This is a genomic window from Vibrio sp. PNB23_22_6, from assembly GCF_052877535.1.
Window position 1 is genome coordinate 19,434 of sequence record NZ_JBNFXP010000023.1, and the last position, 16,932, is coordinate 36,365.

Below are 16,932 nucleotides of genomic sequence, written 5' to 3' on the forward strand. Positions count from 1 at the left end.
ATAATCCAAAAACTAAAACAGCAGGTTTCGACCTGCTGTTTTTTGTAATTAAGCGAGGAAGCTTCCCTTTCTCCACTGATAGAAGAAGATGACCCCGAGTCCAATCCCCCGCATCGCCATAAAGCTAGTCATCGCAAACCACAATGCATGGTTTTGCCAGCCAGAGAACAAAAAGAAAATCGCGAAGAAGCAGCACGTCGCGACAAACATACTGTTACGCATGTCCTTACCTTTGGTCGCACCAACAAAAATACCATCGAATAGAAAGCACCACATCGATGTTAATGGCATTACTACCAGCCACGGTAAATAAACGGACGCTTGTTGCTGTACGACTTCAATTGATGTGATCATGGCGATCAAATGCGATCCCACCAAAGCAAATACCGCAGTCAGACCCAAACAGATGATCAGACTCCAGAAAAAGGTACCAATTAACGACGCACTGAGTTGTGCTCGGTCTTTCGCGCCAATCGCTTTCCCCACCATGGCTTCCATAGCGTAAGCAAAGCCATCCATGCCGTAGGAAATCAGCATCAAGAAACTCATCAATACCGCATTAGCTGCCACCACATCATCACCAAAGCTCGCTCCTTGGAAAGTCATAAAGCTAAATGCTGCTTGCAAGCATAATGAGCGTAAGAAGATATCGCGATTGAGTTTTACAAAGCGCCCTAGCCCATGTTGAGTATCGGTAAGCAAACTCTTTGGAGACGGCAACTGGCGCGCTTGCCATGTTTTCCACACGCACAGTAAGCCAAATGCCATGCCTGAGTAGTCTGCAATGACAGACGCAAGCGCCGCGCCTTCTACTTTCCAACCCAAACCAATCACAAACAACAAATCGAGCGCGATGTTAGTTGCGTTAGTGATGATCACCATCCACATTGGTGCTTTGGCGTTTTGCGTTCCAAGCAACCAACCCAATAACACAAAGTTCATCAATGCCGCTGGCGCACTCCACACACGGATAGAGAAATATTGTATGCCGTAGCGCTTCACTTCCGCACTGGCATCACTCCAACCAAAGATCAGATCTGCAATCGGATGATGAGCAATAAGAAAGACCAACGCGAACAGCAATGCCATGAGTGAACCTTGCATGAACACCAACGCCAACTGTTTGCGATCTTCGCCGCCATAAGACTGTGCTGCCAATCCAGTGGTCGACATACGTAAAAAGCCAAGTAGCCAGAACGTCACGCTGATCATCGTGCTACCCAACGCGACACCCCCCAGATACCAAGCGTGCTCAAGGTGGCCGATCACAGCGGCGTCAACCAAGCCCAATAGTGGGACAGTAATATTCGATAGCACCATCGGGATTGCGAGCATTAACACCTGACGATGAACTCGAGGATTTGATAAAGGAGAAAAGATTGAGTTTGTCACAGGCGCCTCTTTAGTGGGCCTGAACTCGAACAAAGAAGCCAGGCAATGTAGGCGCAAGAGTGTACATGAGAGTTTAATAACTCGCCAATAACCGCTTGATATACCAATCGGAATAACCCATCTGTTACCCTTATTGGTTAATGTTGAGAACGAACATACATAAAGCCCAGCGAGAGTGCTGGGCTTTGGGGGAAAGTATTACATCCAGTCCGTGTTGCGAATAATGCCAACCGCCAGACCTTCGATCGCCAGATGCTGAGACGTCAAATCAACTTGAATAGGCGCAAACTCTTCGTTTTCTGCATGCAGCAATACCGTTGAGCCTTTGCGCTCCAGACGCTTCACCGTCACATCATCATCAACACGAGCAACGACCACCTGACCATCACGCACATCTTGGGTTTTGTGCACAGCCAGTAAGTCGCCATCCATGATGCCAATGTCTTTCATACTTTCGCCGTTTACGCGAAGTAGGAAATCCGCTTTCGGTTTGAACATGGCCGGATCCACTTGATAGTGCGATTCCACATGCTCTTGAGCCAGAATCGGCTCACCGGCAGCAACTTGACCAATCAAAGGCAGACCTTGATCGTCGTTCGCTGCATCTTCCAGTAGGATTCGTATCCCACGAGATGCCCCTGGTATAATTTCAATCGCTTGTTTACGAGCAAGGGCTTTTAGGTGTTCTTCTGCGGCATTCGCAGAGCGGAAGCCAAGCTCACGCGCAATCTCTGCACGAGTTGGTGGCATTCCAGTATCTTCGATTTTGCTTTTAATCAAATCGAAGACTTGTTGTTGGCGCGGCGTTAACGGCTTCATATGTCACCTGTCTTTTTATACAGTTAACTGTGAGTATATCCAGTAAATGAACAAATGAAAACCCAATTGGTTGTTTTTTAATTTATTTGATTCGCTTCCTGAGTACCCTCACCAACCTTAACTTAGCTGGCGTTTTAAACACACCGCTCCCTATTCCACGAAAGAAAGCCATCACCTCGGCAATCGACCAATTTGCACTCAATAAAATTAAAAGGTTTGATCAGTTTCTGATATCCTTACATCGCTTAAATTTTATCGCCTAGGCTTATTTCTATAGCCGTATCTATTTCCTTCCTTATTAATGTGGGGAAAGCGGACACAGAAATAAGGTTGGGCTTGTTTGAATACCTATTGAGGCTGTGAACTTTATGTCTTCTGGACAATCATTTTCACGTTCATTACTAAAACTACCTTTATCGGTAATGGTAAAGGGCACCACAATTCCATCGAATCCGATTGACGATCTCAACATCGACCTAACCAAACCGATTGTGTATGCCTTACCGTTCCGTTCGAACGTGGATTTGCTGACACTACAAAAGCAAACTCTGAGCCTTGGTCTACCTGACCCGCTCAGCCCATTGGAAGTCAACGGCAAGACACTGAACCGTTTCGTGTTCATTGCGTCTCCTCCAACCATGATGAGCAATGACAATGATGCACCTAGCGAATCGGTCTCTCTCTTTACTGACCTACTGGAATTGCACAAGCTCGACAGCGAACTTGATGTTCAGATGCTCCCAGTAACAGTGCTGTGGGGTCGTAAACCAGGTAAAGAAGAGAACCACAAGCCATACCTTCAGCCAATGAATGGCCCGCAAAAAGCAAAAGCAGTCATGGCCGCAGGTCGCGACTGTTTAGTTCGCTTCAGCCCGGTGGTGTCTCTGCGTTACATGGCCGACTCCCACGGTACGGACAGTGCCATCGCGCATAAGCTGGCGCGTGTCGCTCGTATCCACTTCTCTCGTCAAAAACTGGCTGCGTCAGGTCCAAACTTGCCTCAACGCGAAGTGCTGTTTGCTCGTCTAATGCAATCGCCAGCGATAGAGAAAGCGATTGAAGATGAAGCGCAGAGCAAAAACATCTCGATTGAAAAAGCACGCAAAGAAGCCCATGACATCATGGATGAAATTGCCGCTGACTTCTCTTATGGTTTGGTGAAAAACGGCGATCGCATTCTTGGTTGGCTATGGACAAAACTGTACCAAGGTCTGCACATCAATAACGCGTCGACCGTTCGTCGCCTAGCGCAAGATGGTCATGAGATTGTGTACGTGCCATGTCACCGCAGTCATATGGACTACCTACTGCTTTCTTACGTTCTGTACCATGAAGGTATGGTACCTCCGCACATTGCTGCAGGTATTAACCTGAATTTCTTCCCAGCAGGCCCAATCTTCCGTCGCGGCGGTGCGTTCTTTATTCGTCGTAGCTTTAAAGGCAACAAGCTGTACTCAACGATTTTCCGTGAGTACCTATCCGAACTGTTCGCGAAAGGTTACTCGGTTGAGTACTTCAGCGAAGGCGGTCGTTCACGCACAGGGCGTCTACTGCAAGCAAAAACCGGTATGTTGGCCATGACGATTCAAGCGATGCTGCGCGGTCTAAACCGTCCAGTCACGCTAGTACCTGTTTACATCGGTTACGAGCACGTCATGGAAGTGGGCACTTACGCCAAAGAACTTCGCGGTTCACGCAAAGAGAAAGAAAACGCCGGCCTTGTGTTGCGTACTCTGCGTAAGCTGCGCAACTTTGGGCTTGGCTATGTGAACTTTGGTAAGCCAATTCAGCTAAACCAATACCTGAATGAGCACGCTCCTGAGTGGACGAAAGACATCGACCGCATGGGCGGCAGCAAGCCACAATGGATGAACCCTGTGGTGAATGATCTAGCAAACAAGATGATGACGCACATTAACGATGCGGCAGCGACCAACGCACTCACACTGTGTGCAACAGCGCTACTGGCCTCTCGTCAACGCGCCTTGTCTCGTGACTCGCTGATCAATCAGATTGAGTGCTACTTAAAGCTACTTAAGAACAACCCATATTCAAGCACTTCAACCGTTCCAACAGAAAGTGCTGAAGAGTTGGTTGATCACGCCATCTCTCTGGATAAGTTTGTGATTGAAACGGACACCATGGGTGACATCATTTCGCTGGATCGTAGCCAGTCGATTCTGATGACTTACTACCGCAACAACATCATTCACTTGTTTGCGCTACCGTCATTGATTGCACAGATGATCATTCGTCAGCGCAACCTGTCAGTAGAGAAGATTCAAGAGAACGTTGCACAAATTTATCCATTCCTTAAGAAAGAGCTGTTTCTAAGCTACAAAGAAGAGAAACTGAATGATCTCGTCGTGAAGATCTTGAACGAGTTTGCAGAGCAGAAAATGATCAGCCTAGACGGCGGTAAGTTGGAGATCAACCAATCAAACAACCAACCTTTGGTTCTGCTTGGCCGCACGATCACTGAAACATTGCAGCGCTACTCCATCGCGATGAATTTATTGGTTGCCGACCAAGAGCTAGGTAAATCAGATCTAGAACAGCAGAGCCAAGACATTGCTCAACGCTTGGGCCGTCTGCACGGTATCAACGCGCCAGAGTTCTTCGACAAAGGTGTGTTCACTGCAATGTTCAATACGTTGAAAGAACAGCAATACTTAGACAGTGACGGCAATTGCGATTTAGATAAAACGCAACAATTCGCCAAGCTTCTGTTTGCTCTGCTCTATCCTGAAGTGAAGCTCACTATCGAAGAGAGTATCCACCAACTTCAGGCATAAAAACTGAGCTCAGTACAAATTAAAAAGGCATCCGATTGGATGCCTTTTTGTCTTCGAACGATAGTGGCTTGGTAATGAATACTTACCAGAACGCGACAAGTAACCCCATCGCAATCACCATTCCCACATAATTGTTATTGAGGAAGGCTTTAAAACACAAATCGCGTTCACGGTGGCGAATTAAGTGCTGCTGATACACAAACAGAGAAGCGGCAAGTAAAATCGTCCAGTAGTAGCTCTGCCCCAGTTCGTAGTGTTGACCAAGCAGAACCAACATCGCCAAGGTCATCAACTGCAGAACGCCAATCACCAACTTGTCATGACGACCGAACAAGATAGCAGTCGATTTAATACCAATCTTTAAATCATCATCACGGTCGACCATCGCGTATTGAGTGTCGTAAGCAATCGTCCATAATGCGTTAATCACGAACACGAACCACACAATCCATGGCAACTCACCGGTTTGTGCAGCCCATGCCATTGGAATCGCCCAGCTAAATGCCAAGCCCAAAAAGAGTTGCGGCAGGTGAGTATAGCGCTTCATAAATGGATAAATGAAGGCTAATACAATGCCTGCGAAAGAAAGCTGAACCGTCAGCGGGTTCATGGTTAGCACTAATAAGAATGAGCTGATACCCAGAACCAAAAATAGACCAATCGCCTCTTTCGAGGTCACTTTGCCCGATGGCAGTGGGCGCTGTTTGGTACGCTTCACATGGCCATCAACTTTACGATCAGCAAAATCGTTAATCACACAACCAGCGCTACGCATTAGGAACACACCTAACACAAACACGATGAGTACATTCCAACTTGGCATGCCTTGGGCGGCAATCACAAGGGCCCAAACCGTCGGCCACAATAACAAGAGTGAACCAATTGGGCGATCCATTCGCATCAGTTGCCAATATGCTTTGGCTTTCTCTGCGGTCATTTACACCTTCTCCTTAGCGTAAACTGGTGAACTAGGTAAGAATAACTCAGCGACCAACATAGGTTTGTGATTCATCCACAGTCTTGAACGACGAGCTAATAAGCGGCCTTGAGGCAAACTCACCCACCCCATTTGTAGGGCATCACGTTCAACATTGTCAGCACTAAACACGGTCAAACCTAGCGGAATATCCCCTTGCTGGGCTAAATCGTATTGCTGATCGATCAAGGTAGAACGTGGAATAAGGGTGCGTCCAATGACCCACTCACTATTGTCGCCACGCAAAATCACCTCACGCAGAAGGCAATCTTGCTCAGACAAGAGTTGGCTCTCGTTGCGTTTTAACGTCTTAGCAGCGACGATTTGATTATGCAGTAATTCCACGCTTAGGTGCTGGCAATACTGACTTAAACGGCGTGACAAAGACCCTTGTTCTTCAAGCCAATGCTTGGCGAATTCATTTGGAAATTCAAAATTTTCGGGGTTTTGCCACTCTACTTCCAATAAAGAAGCAAGATAGAGCGATGTCGGCTGATTCATACTAGTATTCAATTGGTGGCTTTATGCGTACAATAAAGCAACAACTTACTGTCTTATTGAAACTGTAAGTTCCGTTATTTGTTATAGGCGGTCATTGTATCAAGACTTAAGCGATTCGAATATCGCGATCCAGAGAAAGAAAAGTTAGAAATATGTACAAACGTTATGTAGCCCAAATTATTTTCGCATTAAGTCTACTTGTTTCCACACCCTCTTGGGCAGAAACAAAAGAAGCAGGACCACAATTAGCCTACTTTACCCTTGAGCCCGATCTCACCACCAACTTCTATACGAAAGGGAAAAAACTCGGTTATGTACAAGTGCGCATCGACATTATGGTCATGAGCCAGCATGATTTGGCGGTCATTGAACACCACCAACCATTGATTCGTGATGCCGCAATCGAGCTGCTGGGTAAGCAAACTGAAGACACCATCAAATCCCTATCCGGTCGAGAAGATCTACGCAAAACCTTAGTCGCGACACTGAACGAAACACTACTGCCTGAAACAGGTAAAACCATCATTGCTGATCTGTTGTTTACCAAATACCTCTATCAGTAATCGATAAACTCTATATGCAAAAAGACCGCCGATTGGCGGTCTTTTATTTCGAGAGACAAGCAAAGTTACACTTGCTGGTATTTTTGCTTCACAGAATCAAACATGGCAATCGCCATACCCGAGAGCAAACCCACCAAATGCGCCGTATTGGCAATCGCCATAAACGGCTGAACAAAGCCCAGCACTAACCATACCAGCATAAAGCCAATAATCGGTTTTGGCAGGGTTAGACCAAGATGCGGCAGACGGTAGCCAAGAATCCATAAGTAACCAAGCAACGCATAAACCACGCCAGACAAGCCACCGAAGTTCGCTCCCTCAACGTAGAACTGCCCCGCACCGGACAGTGCCGCTGAGATCAAGAAGATTTGCAGCAGCTTTCCTGAGCCTAAGCGACGCTCGATATCACCACCTAGTTGCCACCACCACAGTAAGTTAAATGCAATATGGGTGACTGAAAAATGCAATAATGCATGGCTTATCCAGCGCCAAAGTTGCCATTGCTGCCCTTCAAATGCGGGAAAATGCAATAAGTCGAAGACACCTCTACCAAAGCCTAATATCTGCAGAAGGTAAATCACTGCGCACGTGAACATCACCGAGAGTGTCACAGGGCCCGCTTTAGCTTTAACCATGCTCATGATGCTCGGGCTCGCGTAATGAAACTGGCTCTTACGAGTATCGGCAACGTCCCACGAAGCTGCACTGTATTTCGATCCGGAGGGATTCGCAAGAAAGTGCTGTAATTCGGCTTCCACTTCTATTTCGTGCTGACTATCCGCAAGCCAGAGTGCAAATTGCCCTTCGCCTTCTGGCATCATTTGGATTTCAATCTTGCGTGATGCCATGTAATCAATGAAAGCTTGCGCCATGCGTGGGTTATTTAACGTTACCAATCTCTTCATTAACTTCTCACTATCGGTAGTTGTGCTCGTTGCCAGGCTTCAAAGCCACCATCCACACTGTACACCTGTTCGAAGCCTTGGTTAACTAAATATTGTGCAGCACCTTGACTACTGATCCCGTGATAGCACATCACTAAGATAGGCTGTTCAAACTCAACGTCATTCATAAACGAAACGATAGAGTCATTGGTTAAGTGAAATGCCGACTCAGCGTGAGCAACGGCAAACGCTTGAGGGTCACGGATATCAACAAGCCTTACGTCACCTTGCTTAAGTAGAGTCAGTGCGCCTTGTACATCAATATGCTGAAACTGGTCCATTTCTTTCTCTTTCTTTTGTTCATAATTGCGGATGCTATTGTAACCTATCCAGAGCCAAACTTAGACACAAGGATAATCTGGATATTAAATCTTGCTCACAATACCACCACTTGTGGATAAAGCTGTGAATTACGTTGATAAGGTATATTTAGATCTTTTGATCCACAATATATAGTAATGATCTTGATTTAGTTGTGTGTATATTTATAACTATCCCCAACTAGCATTAGACTTGAAAGCCTTATTTTGTCCGGCTTTCGAACAGTTGATGAATAATTACCTCACAGAGTTATGCACAGGTAGCACAGATAAGTGGGATCGCAAACGCTACCGATATTCGATCGAAAATAAAAAAGCCGAGATCACATGATCTCGGCTTTCTATGAAAATCTTATCTTAGATGAGAAATTGAAGTTAGAATTCCCCAACCGCCAGTTTCAGTTTCTTCATTGCGTTCTTTTCTAACTGGCGAATACGCTCGGCTGAAACGCCAAACTCATCGGCAAGGTCTTGCAACGTTGCCTTCTCATCGTCTAACCAACGAGAACGAACAATGCGCTGGCTGCGTTCATCTAAACTTGCAAGTGCATGACCTAAACGGTTGTTAGTGTGCGTTTCCCAGTTTGCCGCTTCAATATTGTCAGCCACATCAGATGACTTGTCTTCTAGGTAGACCATTGGGGCAGTGTACGAGTTTGCGCTGTCATCATCATCCATTGGCATGTCAAACGTTGAGTCGACGGCCGCTAGACGAGATTCCATTTCTCGCACCTCTGAAGGATCCACACCCAGCTCACGAGCAACGGTTTCTACTTCACCGTTGTTGAACCAACCAAGACGCTTTTTGGATTTACGCAGATTGAAGAACAATTTACGTTGCGCTTTGGTTGTCGCGATCTTCACGATACGCCAGTTACGCAATACGTACTCATGAATCTCAGCTTTGATCCAGTGAACAGCGAAAGAAACCAAACGCACACCCACTTCTGGGTTGAAACGCTTAACCGCTTTCATCAGACCGATGTTACCCTCTTGTACTAGGTCTGCCATCGGCAAGCCATAACCCGAGTAGCCACGAGCAACATGAACAACGAATCGTAGGTGTGACAGGATCAGGCCTTTCGCCGCATCTATCTCACCATTGTAATGTAATCTTTCTGCCAGCCCACGCTCTTCTTCTGGTGTCAGCATTGGGTAGCTGTTTACAGAACGAATATAGCTATCAAGACTATCTTGCGTGACTAGAGCCATCGGATACGCTTCTTTTGTCATTCAATTCCTCATCAATCTCTGATCTGGAGCATTACATTACAATTTAGCTTCGCCATCTTGAACTTAAAATGAACAAGTTTCAAGAAGGGCGAGTAATTATCCATAAACAAATGGTCTAAACAAGAGGAGAGATATTAGCTTGTGCTAATAAATTCCAAGTATAAGACCTTTATCACCTAAACAGGTTCAATTTCGTTCAGGTGACGCTGCGCGGATACTCGTGCGGCGATACAACCCAGTAAACTACCAGTGATGATCAACAACAGAGATTCATCCCAACTCAATCCAATCAAACGGAATTGGCTGTCATAAAGTGACGCCAACTTTTCCACAGCATTATTCATAACAACGGTGATCAAAGCCGTCACTAACCATGCTATGCTTGCACCCAACACACCGAACCACATGCCCGTGTATAAATAAGGACGAAGAATAAAGCTGTCGGTCGCCCCAATCAGCTTCATGGTTTGAATCTCTTCTTTGTTCGCCAGCACATTAAAGCGCAATGTATTACCGACGATTAAAAATACCGCACCCAACATCAGTATTGTCAGGGTGATAACAATAATACTAGCAAGAGTTTTGATGGCATCAAGGCGTGCTAGCCAGTCTTCATCGAGCCTCACGTCGGTCACGTCTTGTTGCTCACGAACTTGCTTGGCAATCGACTGAATATCACTCTTCACTTCTGAATCGGGTGTAATCACCAACACGCCAGGTAATGCATAACCACTTAGTAGGCTCAACGCTTGGTCAAAGCCGGCGTATTGGCTTAAATCCGATAGACCTTGTTGCGGCGAAATATATTCCACCTCTTTTACTAAAGGCCAAGTCTCGATTTGATCTTTTAACACCATCACGCGTGCATCAGGCATGCCTTCCACTAAGTAAGCACTCACTTGCGATGGTGATGCGACGTCCTCAGCTGCTCCAGCGAGGTTTTTCCCCAGCAAATACAAACAAGCGGGCATCGACAACGCCATCGAAATCACGGCTAGAGTAAGAATGTTACCTAAAGGACGACGCCATAACGCGCCGAAAGAAGATTTTGCTTGTTTTGCATGGACAGAAAAAAAACCATCGGTATTGGCACGCTTGGCACTGCGACCTTTCCCTTTCTTCTGGGTGCGCTTGTTACCTACCATAGTCTTCTACCTCACTTAGGAAGCCTTGGTTCAATTCAAAATGGCGATATTGTGGGCGAGTATTTACTAACCCGATATCGTGCGTCGCAAGGAGAATCGTTACGCCTGCCCGGTTAAATTCTTCAAACAGTCGTAACACGCGGTTAGACAGCTCAGGGTCAAGGTTACCCGTTGGCTCATCGGCCACTAGCAAGGTTGGCCGGTTTACCACGGCACGTGCGATACCCACCCGTTGCTGTTCACCACCAGATAACTGGCTAGGCAAACAACGGGCTTTATCGAGCAAGCCCGTTTTATCCAACGCTGCAGAAACGCGGCGTTTGATTTCATTTTCGGAAATGGATTCAATGCGCATCGGCAGCGCCACGTTGTCGAACACGCTGCGATCCATCAAAAGACGGTGATCTTGGAATACAATTCCGATATTACGGCGCAAAAACGGAATGTCTTTGTTTGAGATACGTGTGATGTCATGACCATTGAAATGGATTTTTCCATCGGTTGGACGCTCTATCGCACATATCAATTTCAACAAGGTGCTTTTACCTGCACCAGAATGTCCGCCTAAAAACGCCATCTCTCCGCGCCTCAAGTGAAAATCGACTTTCTGCAGGGCTTGTCGACCACCTCGGTAAGCTTTGCTCACTTGCTGAAATTTGATCACCGTTTGATTTCCTCTAACTCTAATTACTCTTCACGGCTAAACAGAGCGTCAATGAACTCTTGAGTTTCAAAAGGACGCAAGTCTTCGATACCTTCACCAACACCAATGTAGCGAATTGGGATTTCGAACTGATCGGCAATCGCAAAGATCACACCACCTTTTGCTGTCCCATCCAGCTTAGTCAAGGTAATCCCGGTTAGAGGCGCAACATCACTGAAAAGTTTTGCTTGGCTAATGGCGTTTTGACCCGTACCTGCGTCTAGCGTTAGCATGATCTCATGCGGTGCCGAATCGTCAATTTTCTTCATCACGCGCACGATCTTGCGTAGCTCTTCCATCAGGTTTGCTTTGTTTTGTAGACGACCTGCGGTATCCGCAATCACCACATCCACACCACGCGCTTTTGCTGCTTCAATCGCATCATAAATGACCGAAGCACTGTCAGCGCCAGTATGCTGAGCAATCACAGGTACATTATTACGCTCACCCCATACTTGTAGCTGTTCAACGGCTGCAGCACGGAAGGTATCACCTGCGGCAAGCATGACTTTTTTACCTTCATTTTGGAATTGTTTCGCCAGTTTACCGATCGTGGTGGTTTTCCCCACACCGTTCACACCAACCATCAAAATAACGTAAGGTGTTTTGCCACTGTCGATTTCAAGAGGCTGTTCAACCTTAACAAGGATTTCAGCCATCTCTTCTTTCAGCAAACCATAAAGGGCTTCGCCATCTTTAAGATCGCCGCGAGAGGCTTTCTCTGTCAGGTTGTTGATGATTTTTGTTGTGGTGTTCATGCCCACATCAGCAATCAATAGCTGCTCTTCTAGCTCTTCGAAGAGGTCATCGTCAATTTTTTTACCGCTGAATAAACCAAAGAAACCTGCGCCAATGTTGGCTTTGGTTCGACTTAGACTGCGCTTAAGACGTGCAAAGAAGCTCTCGGTCGGTTTTTCCTGCTCTTGAACACGAGGAGCGACGGGGGCTTGCGGCTCTTCTGCTTCTGCTTCTGCTTCTGCTGAAACAGCCTCAGCTTTCACTGACTCTTCTTCCACACTTGTTTTTTCTTCCACCGGCTCGGCAACTTCTTCCGTTGGTTTCTGCTCGGTCGCAGGCGCTTCCGCTGCTTCTTCTTTTACTGACTCTTCCGGCGTTGGCTTTTGGTTTTGCTCTTCATCACCAAAACCTAGCCACGAAAGTAATCCGCGCTTCTTTTTTTCCGTCATCTGGGGCTATCCTAGATTGTCTCTTTATCTATTAAGTACGCTTTCCTGAAAACAGAATGACTGATTCAGAAAAGCCTGATGACAGAGTTGTGCTAACTTTCCAATTAGGTAATTCTAATCTTATTAGTGTTACACTCTGTCATCTTGAATATTCTGGGCTGCACCCAAGCTTAAAGCTTGGGCGATTGGCTATAGTATCACTTTATTAGCGGTCAAAAAATCTATGGTAAGACGTCGCCAGCAAAACTCCTCACAAAAAAAGCCAACAACGGGCTTTGTTCGCATTATTAGTGGTTTATGGAGAGGTAGAAAGCTACCTGTGCATGATGCAGAAGGTCTGCGTCCAACCACGGATCGCGTAAAAGAAACGCTGTTTAACTGGTTAGCTCAAGATGTACCACAAGCAAAGTGCCTCGACTTGTTCGCAGGTTCCGGCGGCTTAGGCTTTGAATCCGCTTCTCGCCAAGCGGAACAAGTGACCATGATTGAGCTAAACCCTCAAGCATTTCTGCAGCTACAGAAAAACGTAGCCTCACTTAATGCTAGCAATATCCATGTGGTAAATACCGATACGCTGAGCTTTTTAAAGCAACCGGGCACGCCACATCACGTAGTATTCATCGATCCACCGTTTCGCAAAGGGTTATTGGATGAAACCGTGACCTTGCTAGAGCAAAACGGCTGGCTGACTGAAGATGCGATGATTTATATTGAAACTGAAAAAGAGCTGAACATGGCTGGGGTTCCGGATAGCTGGCTCCTGCACCGAGAAAAAACCGCAGGTCAAGTGAGTTATCGCTTATACGCACGCTCACCAGCTTAAAGTTTCGATTTAAAAGGATAGTTAAATGAAAGCGCTATTGATACTGGCAAAAGCGGCGATCGCCTTTGTCTGGTTTATACTAATTCTCAACATTTTTATGCCATTCCCAGGAAAAGCAGCTATCGCGCTGTACATCATGGCCGCATTCCTGTTCATGATGCATGGTTTGCAGATGGCGATCTTCATCGGTGCGTTTGGTGACAAAATTAAGATGAGCGCATGGGAAAAGTACTCGATTTTAATTTTTGGTATTTTTGCTCTGCTCGATATTCGTCGTAAGCACATGATGTAATAAGACAGATAAACGAAAGCCGCTCACAAGAGCGGCTTTTTATATTCATCCGATGAACAAAAGTTTAACCCATGTAACTCTTCACGCCATCAAGAAACATCTGGGTAGAAATCATAACCAACAGCAATCCCATCAAACGCTCAATCGCTTTGAGACCACGCTCTCCCAAAATCCGGTGGAAGAAGCTGTAGAACATCAAGATGAAGAAAGTGGCGCCCCAAGCAATCAATACAGCGGCAGACAACTCCATAATCTTGTCTGGATGCTGAGAAGAAAGTAAAAGCAGTGCAGCGATAACCGAAGGCCCAGCAATCATGGGGATGGCCATCGGCACAATAAACGGCTCTTCACCTGCGGCCAGCCCGGTAATGCTACCAGCACTTGGGAAAATCATCTTAATGGCGATGATAAACAGAATGATGCCGCCAGAAATACTCAAGGTCTCAGGCTGAACATGAAGGAAACTCATGATGCTCTGTCCTGCGAACAAGAACAGCATCAGAATCATCAAGGCAAACACGAGTTCACGAATCAGTACTTTTCGGCGACGCTTCGCATCTAAATGTTTGAGAATGGACAACACTATCGGCAAATTGCCAAGAGGATCCATAATAAGAAACAGCATGGTCGCTGCTGAAAGAATGTCCATGTTCTGGCCTCGACTAATAAGATGGCGGCCAGTATAGGCGAGACTATGTTTGAGGGCCAATTAAAAACATTCGCCCTCACTTCGGTCATACTAGGTCGGAGCTTAGTGGTTGCAGATACGCGCCATGTTCACCACAAACTTACCTTCTAGTTCAAGTACTTTTTCGCGTTTTAGCAAAAATTCTAGCAATGCATCTAAGTCTAGATCATTCAACTTACAGGTATGAAAACGCACTTCTGCGCCAAAGTGAGCCGCTAGCTCATCACGATTCATTGGCGTTTCGCGAAGTAAGTTTAGTAGGTCATGGGCATGAATTTCAGTCATCATCAACTCCAGTGTTCAAATTCAGTGTGGTCAGTGTACTCAAATCAGCTAACGTTGCTTTGACTTAGGTTAGGATCTGTTAAACCTAATAAATGATGGAAGACACAATAAGTGCATGCGCTAAAAAGTAACTCCCACTCACCCACAAGTAAGCATGTTTCATTGGCTTACGATACCCATGAATAGCATAAACAAGCGCGGAACCCGTCATAACGAGCGTCCCAGTGAAACCAAGCGCATTGGCATAACTTGGAATATGTAGCCAGACGTCACCGGCTGACCACGCAAGGAAAACAAGCATGATGCCCATAACAACGACCGGAAATACCAAAGAGTCTAATTGAGGAAGTAGCAAGAAAAAGGCAACGATGCTTGCGGCCAACAATAACGCTAAAAGCCACCAAACAACTTCGCCGTTAATTTGCACCCAAAAAGCTTTGCTATAACAGAGCTGGGCCAACAAGTAGCTAGCAAAGTAAAGCGGCTTGCGAGATTTGAATGAATGAAGCGTGTCTGCAAGTATGAAAACGATCAATCCGCCAGCAATCCAATAGGTATGAGCTGCTGAGTCGCCCTGAGTAATTGCCAAAATAAACAACAAAAGCAGAGTAAAAATTTTAAATATCAGGGATTGTGTTGGATTAACTTGCTTCGCTCCCAACACGGAATATAGCCCCGATAGCCCAATTGCCAACCAACTCCACATGCCGTATACACCTTTTATGTTACCTCGCCGCTAGTCTAGGTAGACCAATCGCTATGTAAAGGTGCAATCTATGAAAGTTGGATCTCGCTAGCGATTCGACACATTCGTTACGCCGACCACCACTTTATACTTTCTCTCACAATAGAAGGCCTCCCCACTAGCATTAACATACAGAAAAAATTGAAAAGAAAACCATCAATATGCTCGCAATACAGACAGTATGATGGAATTATCGACACAAAATAGAAATCCACCCAATTAGCGATTCAAAAGCAGAAATATTGCAACCTTGATACAGCAAAAACCCCCAGACGCCCCGTTACAATATAGAATAAAAACTCAAGTGACACATATTAAGTATCTAATATTGATGACAATAGTTGCGTTTGTTCAATAAAACTCGACCTTAGACAATAGGATCCGTAGTGCTGCGTTTTTAGCACGATAACTTTCTCATCTGATAAGAAAATGACACCAACCAAGCCACACACTCAATCACCCCTGCCAGAAAGTACCACCATTTTCCCAACTTTTGAGAAACACACAAAAAATACATAACCAAACCACCACCAGAAAAAAAAAACACTATCACCCCATTAATGTAACGAATTTTAACTAATAAAAATCAATAATTTATAATTTATTAGGGGAAATAAACCACAATAAGAACACTTAGCAACCAAGTCAAAAAACACTGTTTTAATCATCAAATAGCGGTGATAATGAATGATTAAGTATTATTTTTGAAAACCTTTTGGCAATCTGGTTGATCAAAGCCTGAAAACAGTGCTATATTGATTACATCGAGTTCATCAAGGATTTAAGGGGTAGTGTTATGATTTCTTCTTCTCAGAAACAGGGGCTGGTAATGATTGCAGTAGTTATGGGTTTAATGACACTGCCAATGATGTACTAACCAATTGATTTAAATAAAAAGGGACGCGTACGCGTCCCTTTTTTATTATTTATTTTTTGCCAACTATAGATGCTTAGACAGAATATCCCAATGCAAGTAATAAAAACCAAGTGCGGCAAGCGTAATCAAGGTCATTAACAAAATCGCCGTTCGCCAGATAAAGCGAGAGCTTCTCGGCGTCAACTCTTTTTCACATTCATCGCAGGCGGCCATAAAGCCTTTTCTATCGTCCAGTTTGTAATTTTCTTCATGTACGATCTTATTACGCACTGTTGCAATAAAACGTAATTTTGCGATGACATCATGTGGCAAACGCTCTTCACAACTGGTGATCAGTTGGTGTAGTCCCTTCCCCTCTGCATGGTATTGTGTTCGCAGAAGCTTTTCGATCGTTCGGGTACGCATGACAACTTTCTCAATATCTGACATCGTGCCCCTCCTTACTTGATCCTTCCTTTATCCATCATTTCATTCTTCTACAAATCTGGAGTTTTTTCGAGATACTAAATGCAATTTTCCTTTCAATTTGTGTCCTTACACGCAGATAAACTGTGAAGTGCGCCGAATAAAGCCCTCCCCATTTACTAAATCATCAAAAAATTATCTCAACTCATCGTTTAATCAGGAAGTTCTGTAAAATAGGG

The 16,932-nt window shown here is 45.3% G+C and carries 18 protein-coding genes; 4 read left to right on the forward strand and 14 right to left on the reverse strand.

The window, feature by feature from the left end; all coding sequences use genetic code 11:
• Positions 1-48: 48 nt before the first annotated feature.
• Together dinF and lexA are read right to left on the reverse strand one after the other, a co-directional pair.
• Positions 49-1,392: an MATE family efflux transporter DinF gene (gene dinF, locus ACVA54_RS15965; protein WP_446596948.1), complete on the reverse strand. Its 1,344-nt coding sequence runs from the start codon at positions 1,390-1,392 to the stop codon at positions 49-51.
• A gap of 198 nt (positions 1,393-1,590) precedes the next feature.
• On the reverse strand, positions 1,591-2,211 hold the full coding sequence (gene lexA / locus ACVA54_RS15970; protein ID WP_099080960.1) for a transcriptional repressor LexA: 621 nt from the start codon (positions 2,209-2,211) through the stop codon (positions 1,591-1,593).
• 368 nt (positions 2,212-2,579) lie between these two features.
• On the opposite strand from lexA, the gene plsB reads away from it, so the two are divergent.
• Entirely contained in the window at positions 2,580-5,006 is a 2,427-nt protein-coding gene (gene plsB, locus ACVA54_RS15975) for a glycerol-3-phosphate 1-O-acyltransferase PlsB (RefSeq protein ID WP_099080959.1), read from the forward strand.
• 82 nt (positions 5,007-5,088) lie between these two features.
• Here the strand turns inward: plsB and ubiA are convergent, their stop codons facing one another.
• On the reverse strand, positions 5,089-5,943 hold the full coding sequence (gene ubiA / locus ACVA54_RS15980; protein ID WP_099080958.1) for a 4-hydroxybenzoate octaprenyltransferase: 855 nt from the start codon (positions 5,941-5,943) through the stop codon (positions 5,089-5,091).
• On the reverse strand, positions 5,944-6,483 hold the full coding sequence (locus ACVA54_RS15985; RefSeq protein WP_172438191.1) for a chorismate lyase: 540 nt from the start codon (positions 6,481-6,483) through the stop codon (positions 5,944-5,946).
• Positions 6,484-6,635: 152 nt separating this feature from the next.
• On the opposite strand from ACVA54_RS15985, the gene ACVA54_RS15990 reads away from it, so the two are divergent.
• Positions 6,636-7,046 (forward strand): flagellar basal body-associated protein FliL, encoded by a 411-nt coding sequence (locus ACVA54_RS15990; protein WP_099080956.1) that lies wholly within the window; start codon positions 6,636-6,638, stop codon positions 7,044-7,046.
• 65 nt (positions 7,047-7,111) lie between these two features.
• On the opposite strand, the gene glpG is transcribed toward ACVA54_RS15990, so the two are convergent.
• From glpG to ftsY, 6 genes are all read right to left on the reverse strand, one after another.
• Positions 7,112-7,951: a rhomboid family intramembrane serine protease GlpG gene (gene glpG, locus ACVA54_RS15995; RefSeq protein ID WP_099080955.1), complete on the reverse strand. Its 840-nt coding sequence runs from the start codon at positions 7,949-7,951 to the stop codon at positions 7,112-7,114.
• Complete coding sequence (gene glpE, locus ACVA54_RS16000; protein WP_099080954.1) at positions 7,951-8,271, reverse strand: thiosulfate sulfurtransferase GlpE; 321 nt, start codon at positions 8,269-8,271, stop codon at positions 7,951-7,953. Before glpE ends, glpG begins: the two co-directional genes overlap by 1 nt.
• 414 nt (positions 8,272-8,685) lie before the next feature.
• Complete coding sequence (gene rpoH, locus ACVA54_RS16005) at positions 8,686-9,543, reverse strand: RNA polymerase sigma factor RpoH (RefSeq protein ID WP_099080953.1); 858 nt, start codon at positions 9,541-9,543, stop codon at positions 8,686-8,688.
• Positions 9,544-9,719: 176 nt separating this feature from the next.
• Entirely contained in the window at positions 9,720-10,688 is a 969-nt protein-coding gene (gene ftsX, locus ACVA54_RS16010) for a permease-like cell division protein FtsX (protein WP_099080952.1), read from the reverse strand.
• The gene (ftsE, locus tag ACVA54_RS16015; protein ID WP_005535654.1) at positions 10,678-11,352 is read right to left on the reverse strand and encodes a cell division ATP-binding protein FtsE; all 675 of its coding nucleotides are present in this window, start codon (positions 11,350-11,352) and stop codon (positions 10,678-10,680) included. The genes ftsX and ftsE overlap by 11 nt, the downstream gene beginning before the upstream one ends.
• Before the next feature lie 23 nt (positions 11,353-11,375).
• Positions 11,376-12,578: a signal recognition particle-docking protein FtsY gene (gene ftsY / locus ACVA54_RS16020; protein WP_446649749.1), complete on the reverse strand. Its 1,203-nt coding sequence runs from the start codon at positions 12,576-12,578 to the stop codon at positions 11,376-11,378.
• Between the two features lie 223 nt (positions 12,579-12,801).
• On the opposite strand from ftsY, the gene rsmD reads away from it, so the two are divergent.
• Entirely contained in the window at positions 12,802-13,401 is a 600-nt protein-coding gene (rsmD, locus tag ACVA54_RS16025; RefSeq protein WP_099080950.1) for a 16S rRNA (guanine(966)-N(2))-methyltransferase RsmD, read from the forward strand.
• Between the two features lie 25 nt (positions 13,402-13,426).
• Positions 13,427-13,693 carry a DUF1145 domain-containing protein gene (locus tag ACVA54_RS16030; RefSeq protein ID WP_099080949.1) on the forward strand — a complete coding sequence of 89 codons (267 nt, stop codon included), beginning with the start codon at positions 13,427-13,429 and terminating at the stop codon, positions 13,691-13,693.
• A 64-nt stretch (positions 13,694-13,757) separates the two neighbouring features.
• On the opposite strand, the gene ACVA54_RS16035 is transcribed toward ACVA54_RS16030, so the two are convergent.
• From ACVA54_RS16035 to ACVA54_RS16050, 4 genes are all read right to left on the reverse strand, one after another.
• Positions 13,758-14,342 carry a YhgN family NAAT transporter gene (locus ACVA54_RS16035; protein WP_005430358.1) on the reverse strand — a complete coding sequence of 195 codons (585 nt, stop codon included), beginning with the start codon at positions 14,340-14,342 and terminating at the stop codon, positions 13,758-13,760.
• A 102-nt stretch (positions 14,343-14,444) separates the two neighbouring features.
• Positions 14,445-14,666 carry a YecH family metal-binding protein gene (locus tag ACVA54_RS16040; RefSeq protein ID WP_172438190.1) on the reverse strand — a complete coding sequence of 74 codons (222 nt, stop codon included), beginning with the start codon at positions 14,664-14,666 and terminating at the stop codon, positions 14,445-14,447.
• 85 nt (positions 14,667-14,751) lie between these two features.
• Positions 14,752-15,372, reverse strand: a complete 621-nt coding sequence (locus tag ACVA54_RS16045) for a lysoplasmalogenase (protein ID WP_446581647.1) — start codon at positions 15,370-15,372, stop codon at positions 14,752-14,754.
• 979 nt (positions 15,373-16,351) lie between these two features.
• On the reverse strand, positions 16,352-16,717 hold the full coding sequence (locus ACVA54_RS16050; protein WP_099080946.1) for a DUF4145 domain-containing protein: 366 nt from the start codon (positions 16,715-16,717) through the stop codon (positions 16,352-16,354).
• Between the last annotated feature and the right edge of the window lie 215 nt (positions 16,718-16,932).

Coding starts and splice junctions, on each gene's coding strand:
- lexA (WP_099080960.1), bottom strand. CDS start 2,211: ATGAAGCCGTTAACGCCGCGCCAACAACAAGTCTTCGATTTGATTAAA.
- plsB (WP_099080959.1), top strand. CDS start 2,580: ATGTCTTCTGGACAATCATTTTCACGTTCATTACTAAAACTACCTTTA.
- ubiA (WP_099080958.1), bottom strand. CDS start 5,943: ATGACCGCAGAGAAAGCCAAAGCATATTGGCAACTGATGCGAATGGAT.
- ACVA54_RS15985 (WP_172438191.1), bottom strand. CDS start 6,483: ATGAATCAGCCGACATCGCTCTATCTTGCTTCTTTATTGGAAGTAGAG.
- ACVA54_RS15990 (WP_099080956.1), top strand. CDS start 6,636: ATGTACAAACGTTATGTAGCCCAAATTATTTTCGCATTAAGTCTACTT.
- glpG (WP_099080955.1), bottom strand. CDS start 7,951: ATGAAGAGATTGGTAACGTTAAATAACCCACGCATGGCGCAAGCTTTC.
- glpE (WP_099080954.1), bottom strand. CDS start 8,271: ATGGACCAGTTTCAGCATATTGATGTACAAGGCGCACTGACTCTACTT.
- rpoH (WP_099080953.1), bottom strand. CDS start 9,543: ATGACAAAAGAAGCGTATCCGATGGCTCTAGTCACGCAAGATAGTCTT.
- ftsX (WP_099080952.1), bottom strand. CDS start 10,688: ATGGTAGGTAACAAGCGCACCCAGAAGAAAGGGAAAGGTCGCAGTGCC.
- ftsY (WP_446649749.1), bottom strand. CDS start 12,578: ATGACGGAAAAAAAGAAGCGCGGATTACTTTCGTGGCTAGGTTTTGGT.
- rsmD (WP_099080950.1), top strand. CDS start 12,802: ATGGTAAGACGTCGCCAGCAAAACTCCTCACAAAAAAAGCCAACAACG.
- ACVA54_RS16030 (WP_099080949.1), top strand. CDS start 13,427: ATGAAAGCGCTATTGATACTGGCAAAAGCGGCGATCGCCTTTGTCTGG.
- ACVA54_RS16035 (WP_005430358.1), bottom strand. CDS start 14,342: ATGGACATTCTTTCAGCAGCGACCATGCTGTTTCTTATTATGGATCCT.
- ACVA54_RS16040 (WP_172438190.1), bottom strand. CDS start 14,666: ATGACTGAAATTCATGCCCATGACCTACTAAACTTACTTCGCGAAACG.
- ACVA54_RS16045 (WP_446581647.1), bottom strand. CDS start 15,372: ATGTGGAGTTGGTTGGCAATTGGGCTATCGGGGCTATATTCCGTGTTG.
- ACVA54_RS16050 (WP_099080946.1), bottom strand. CDS start 16,717: ATGTCAGATATTGAGAAAGTTGTCATGCGTACCCGAACGATCGAAAAG.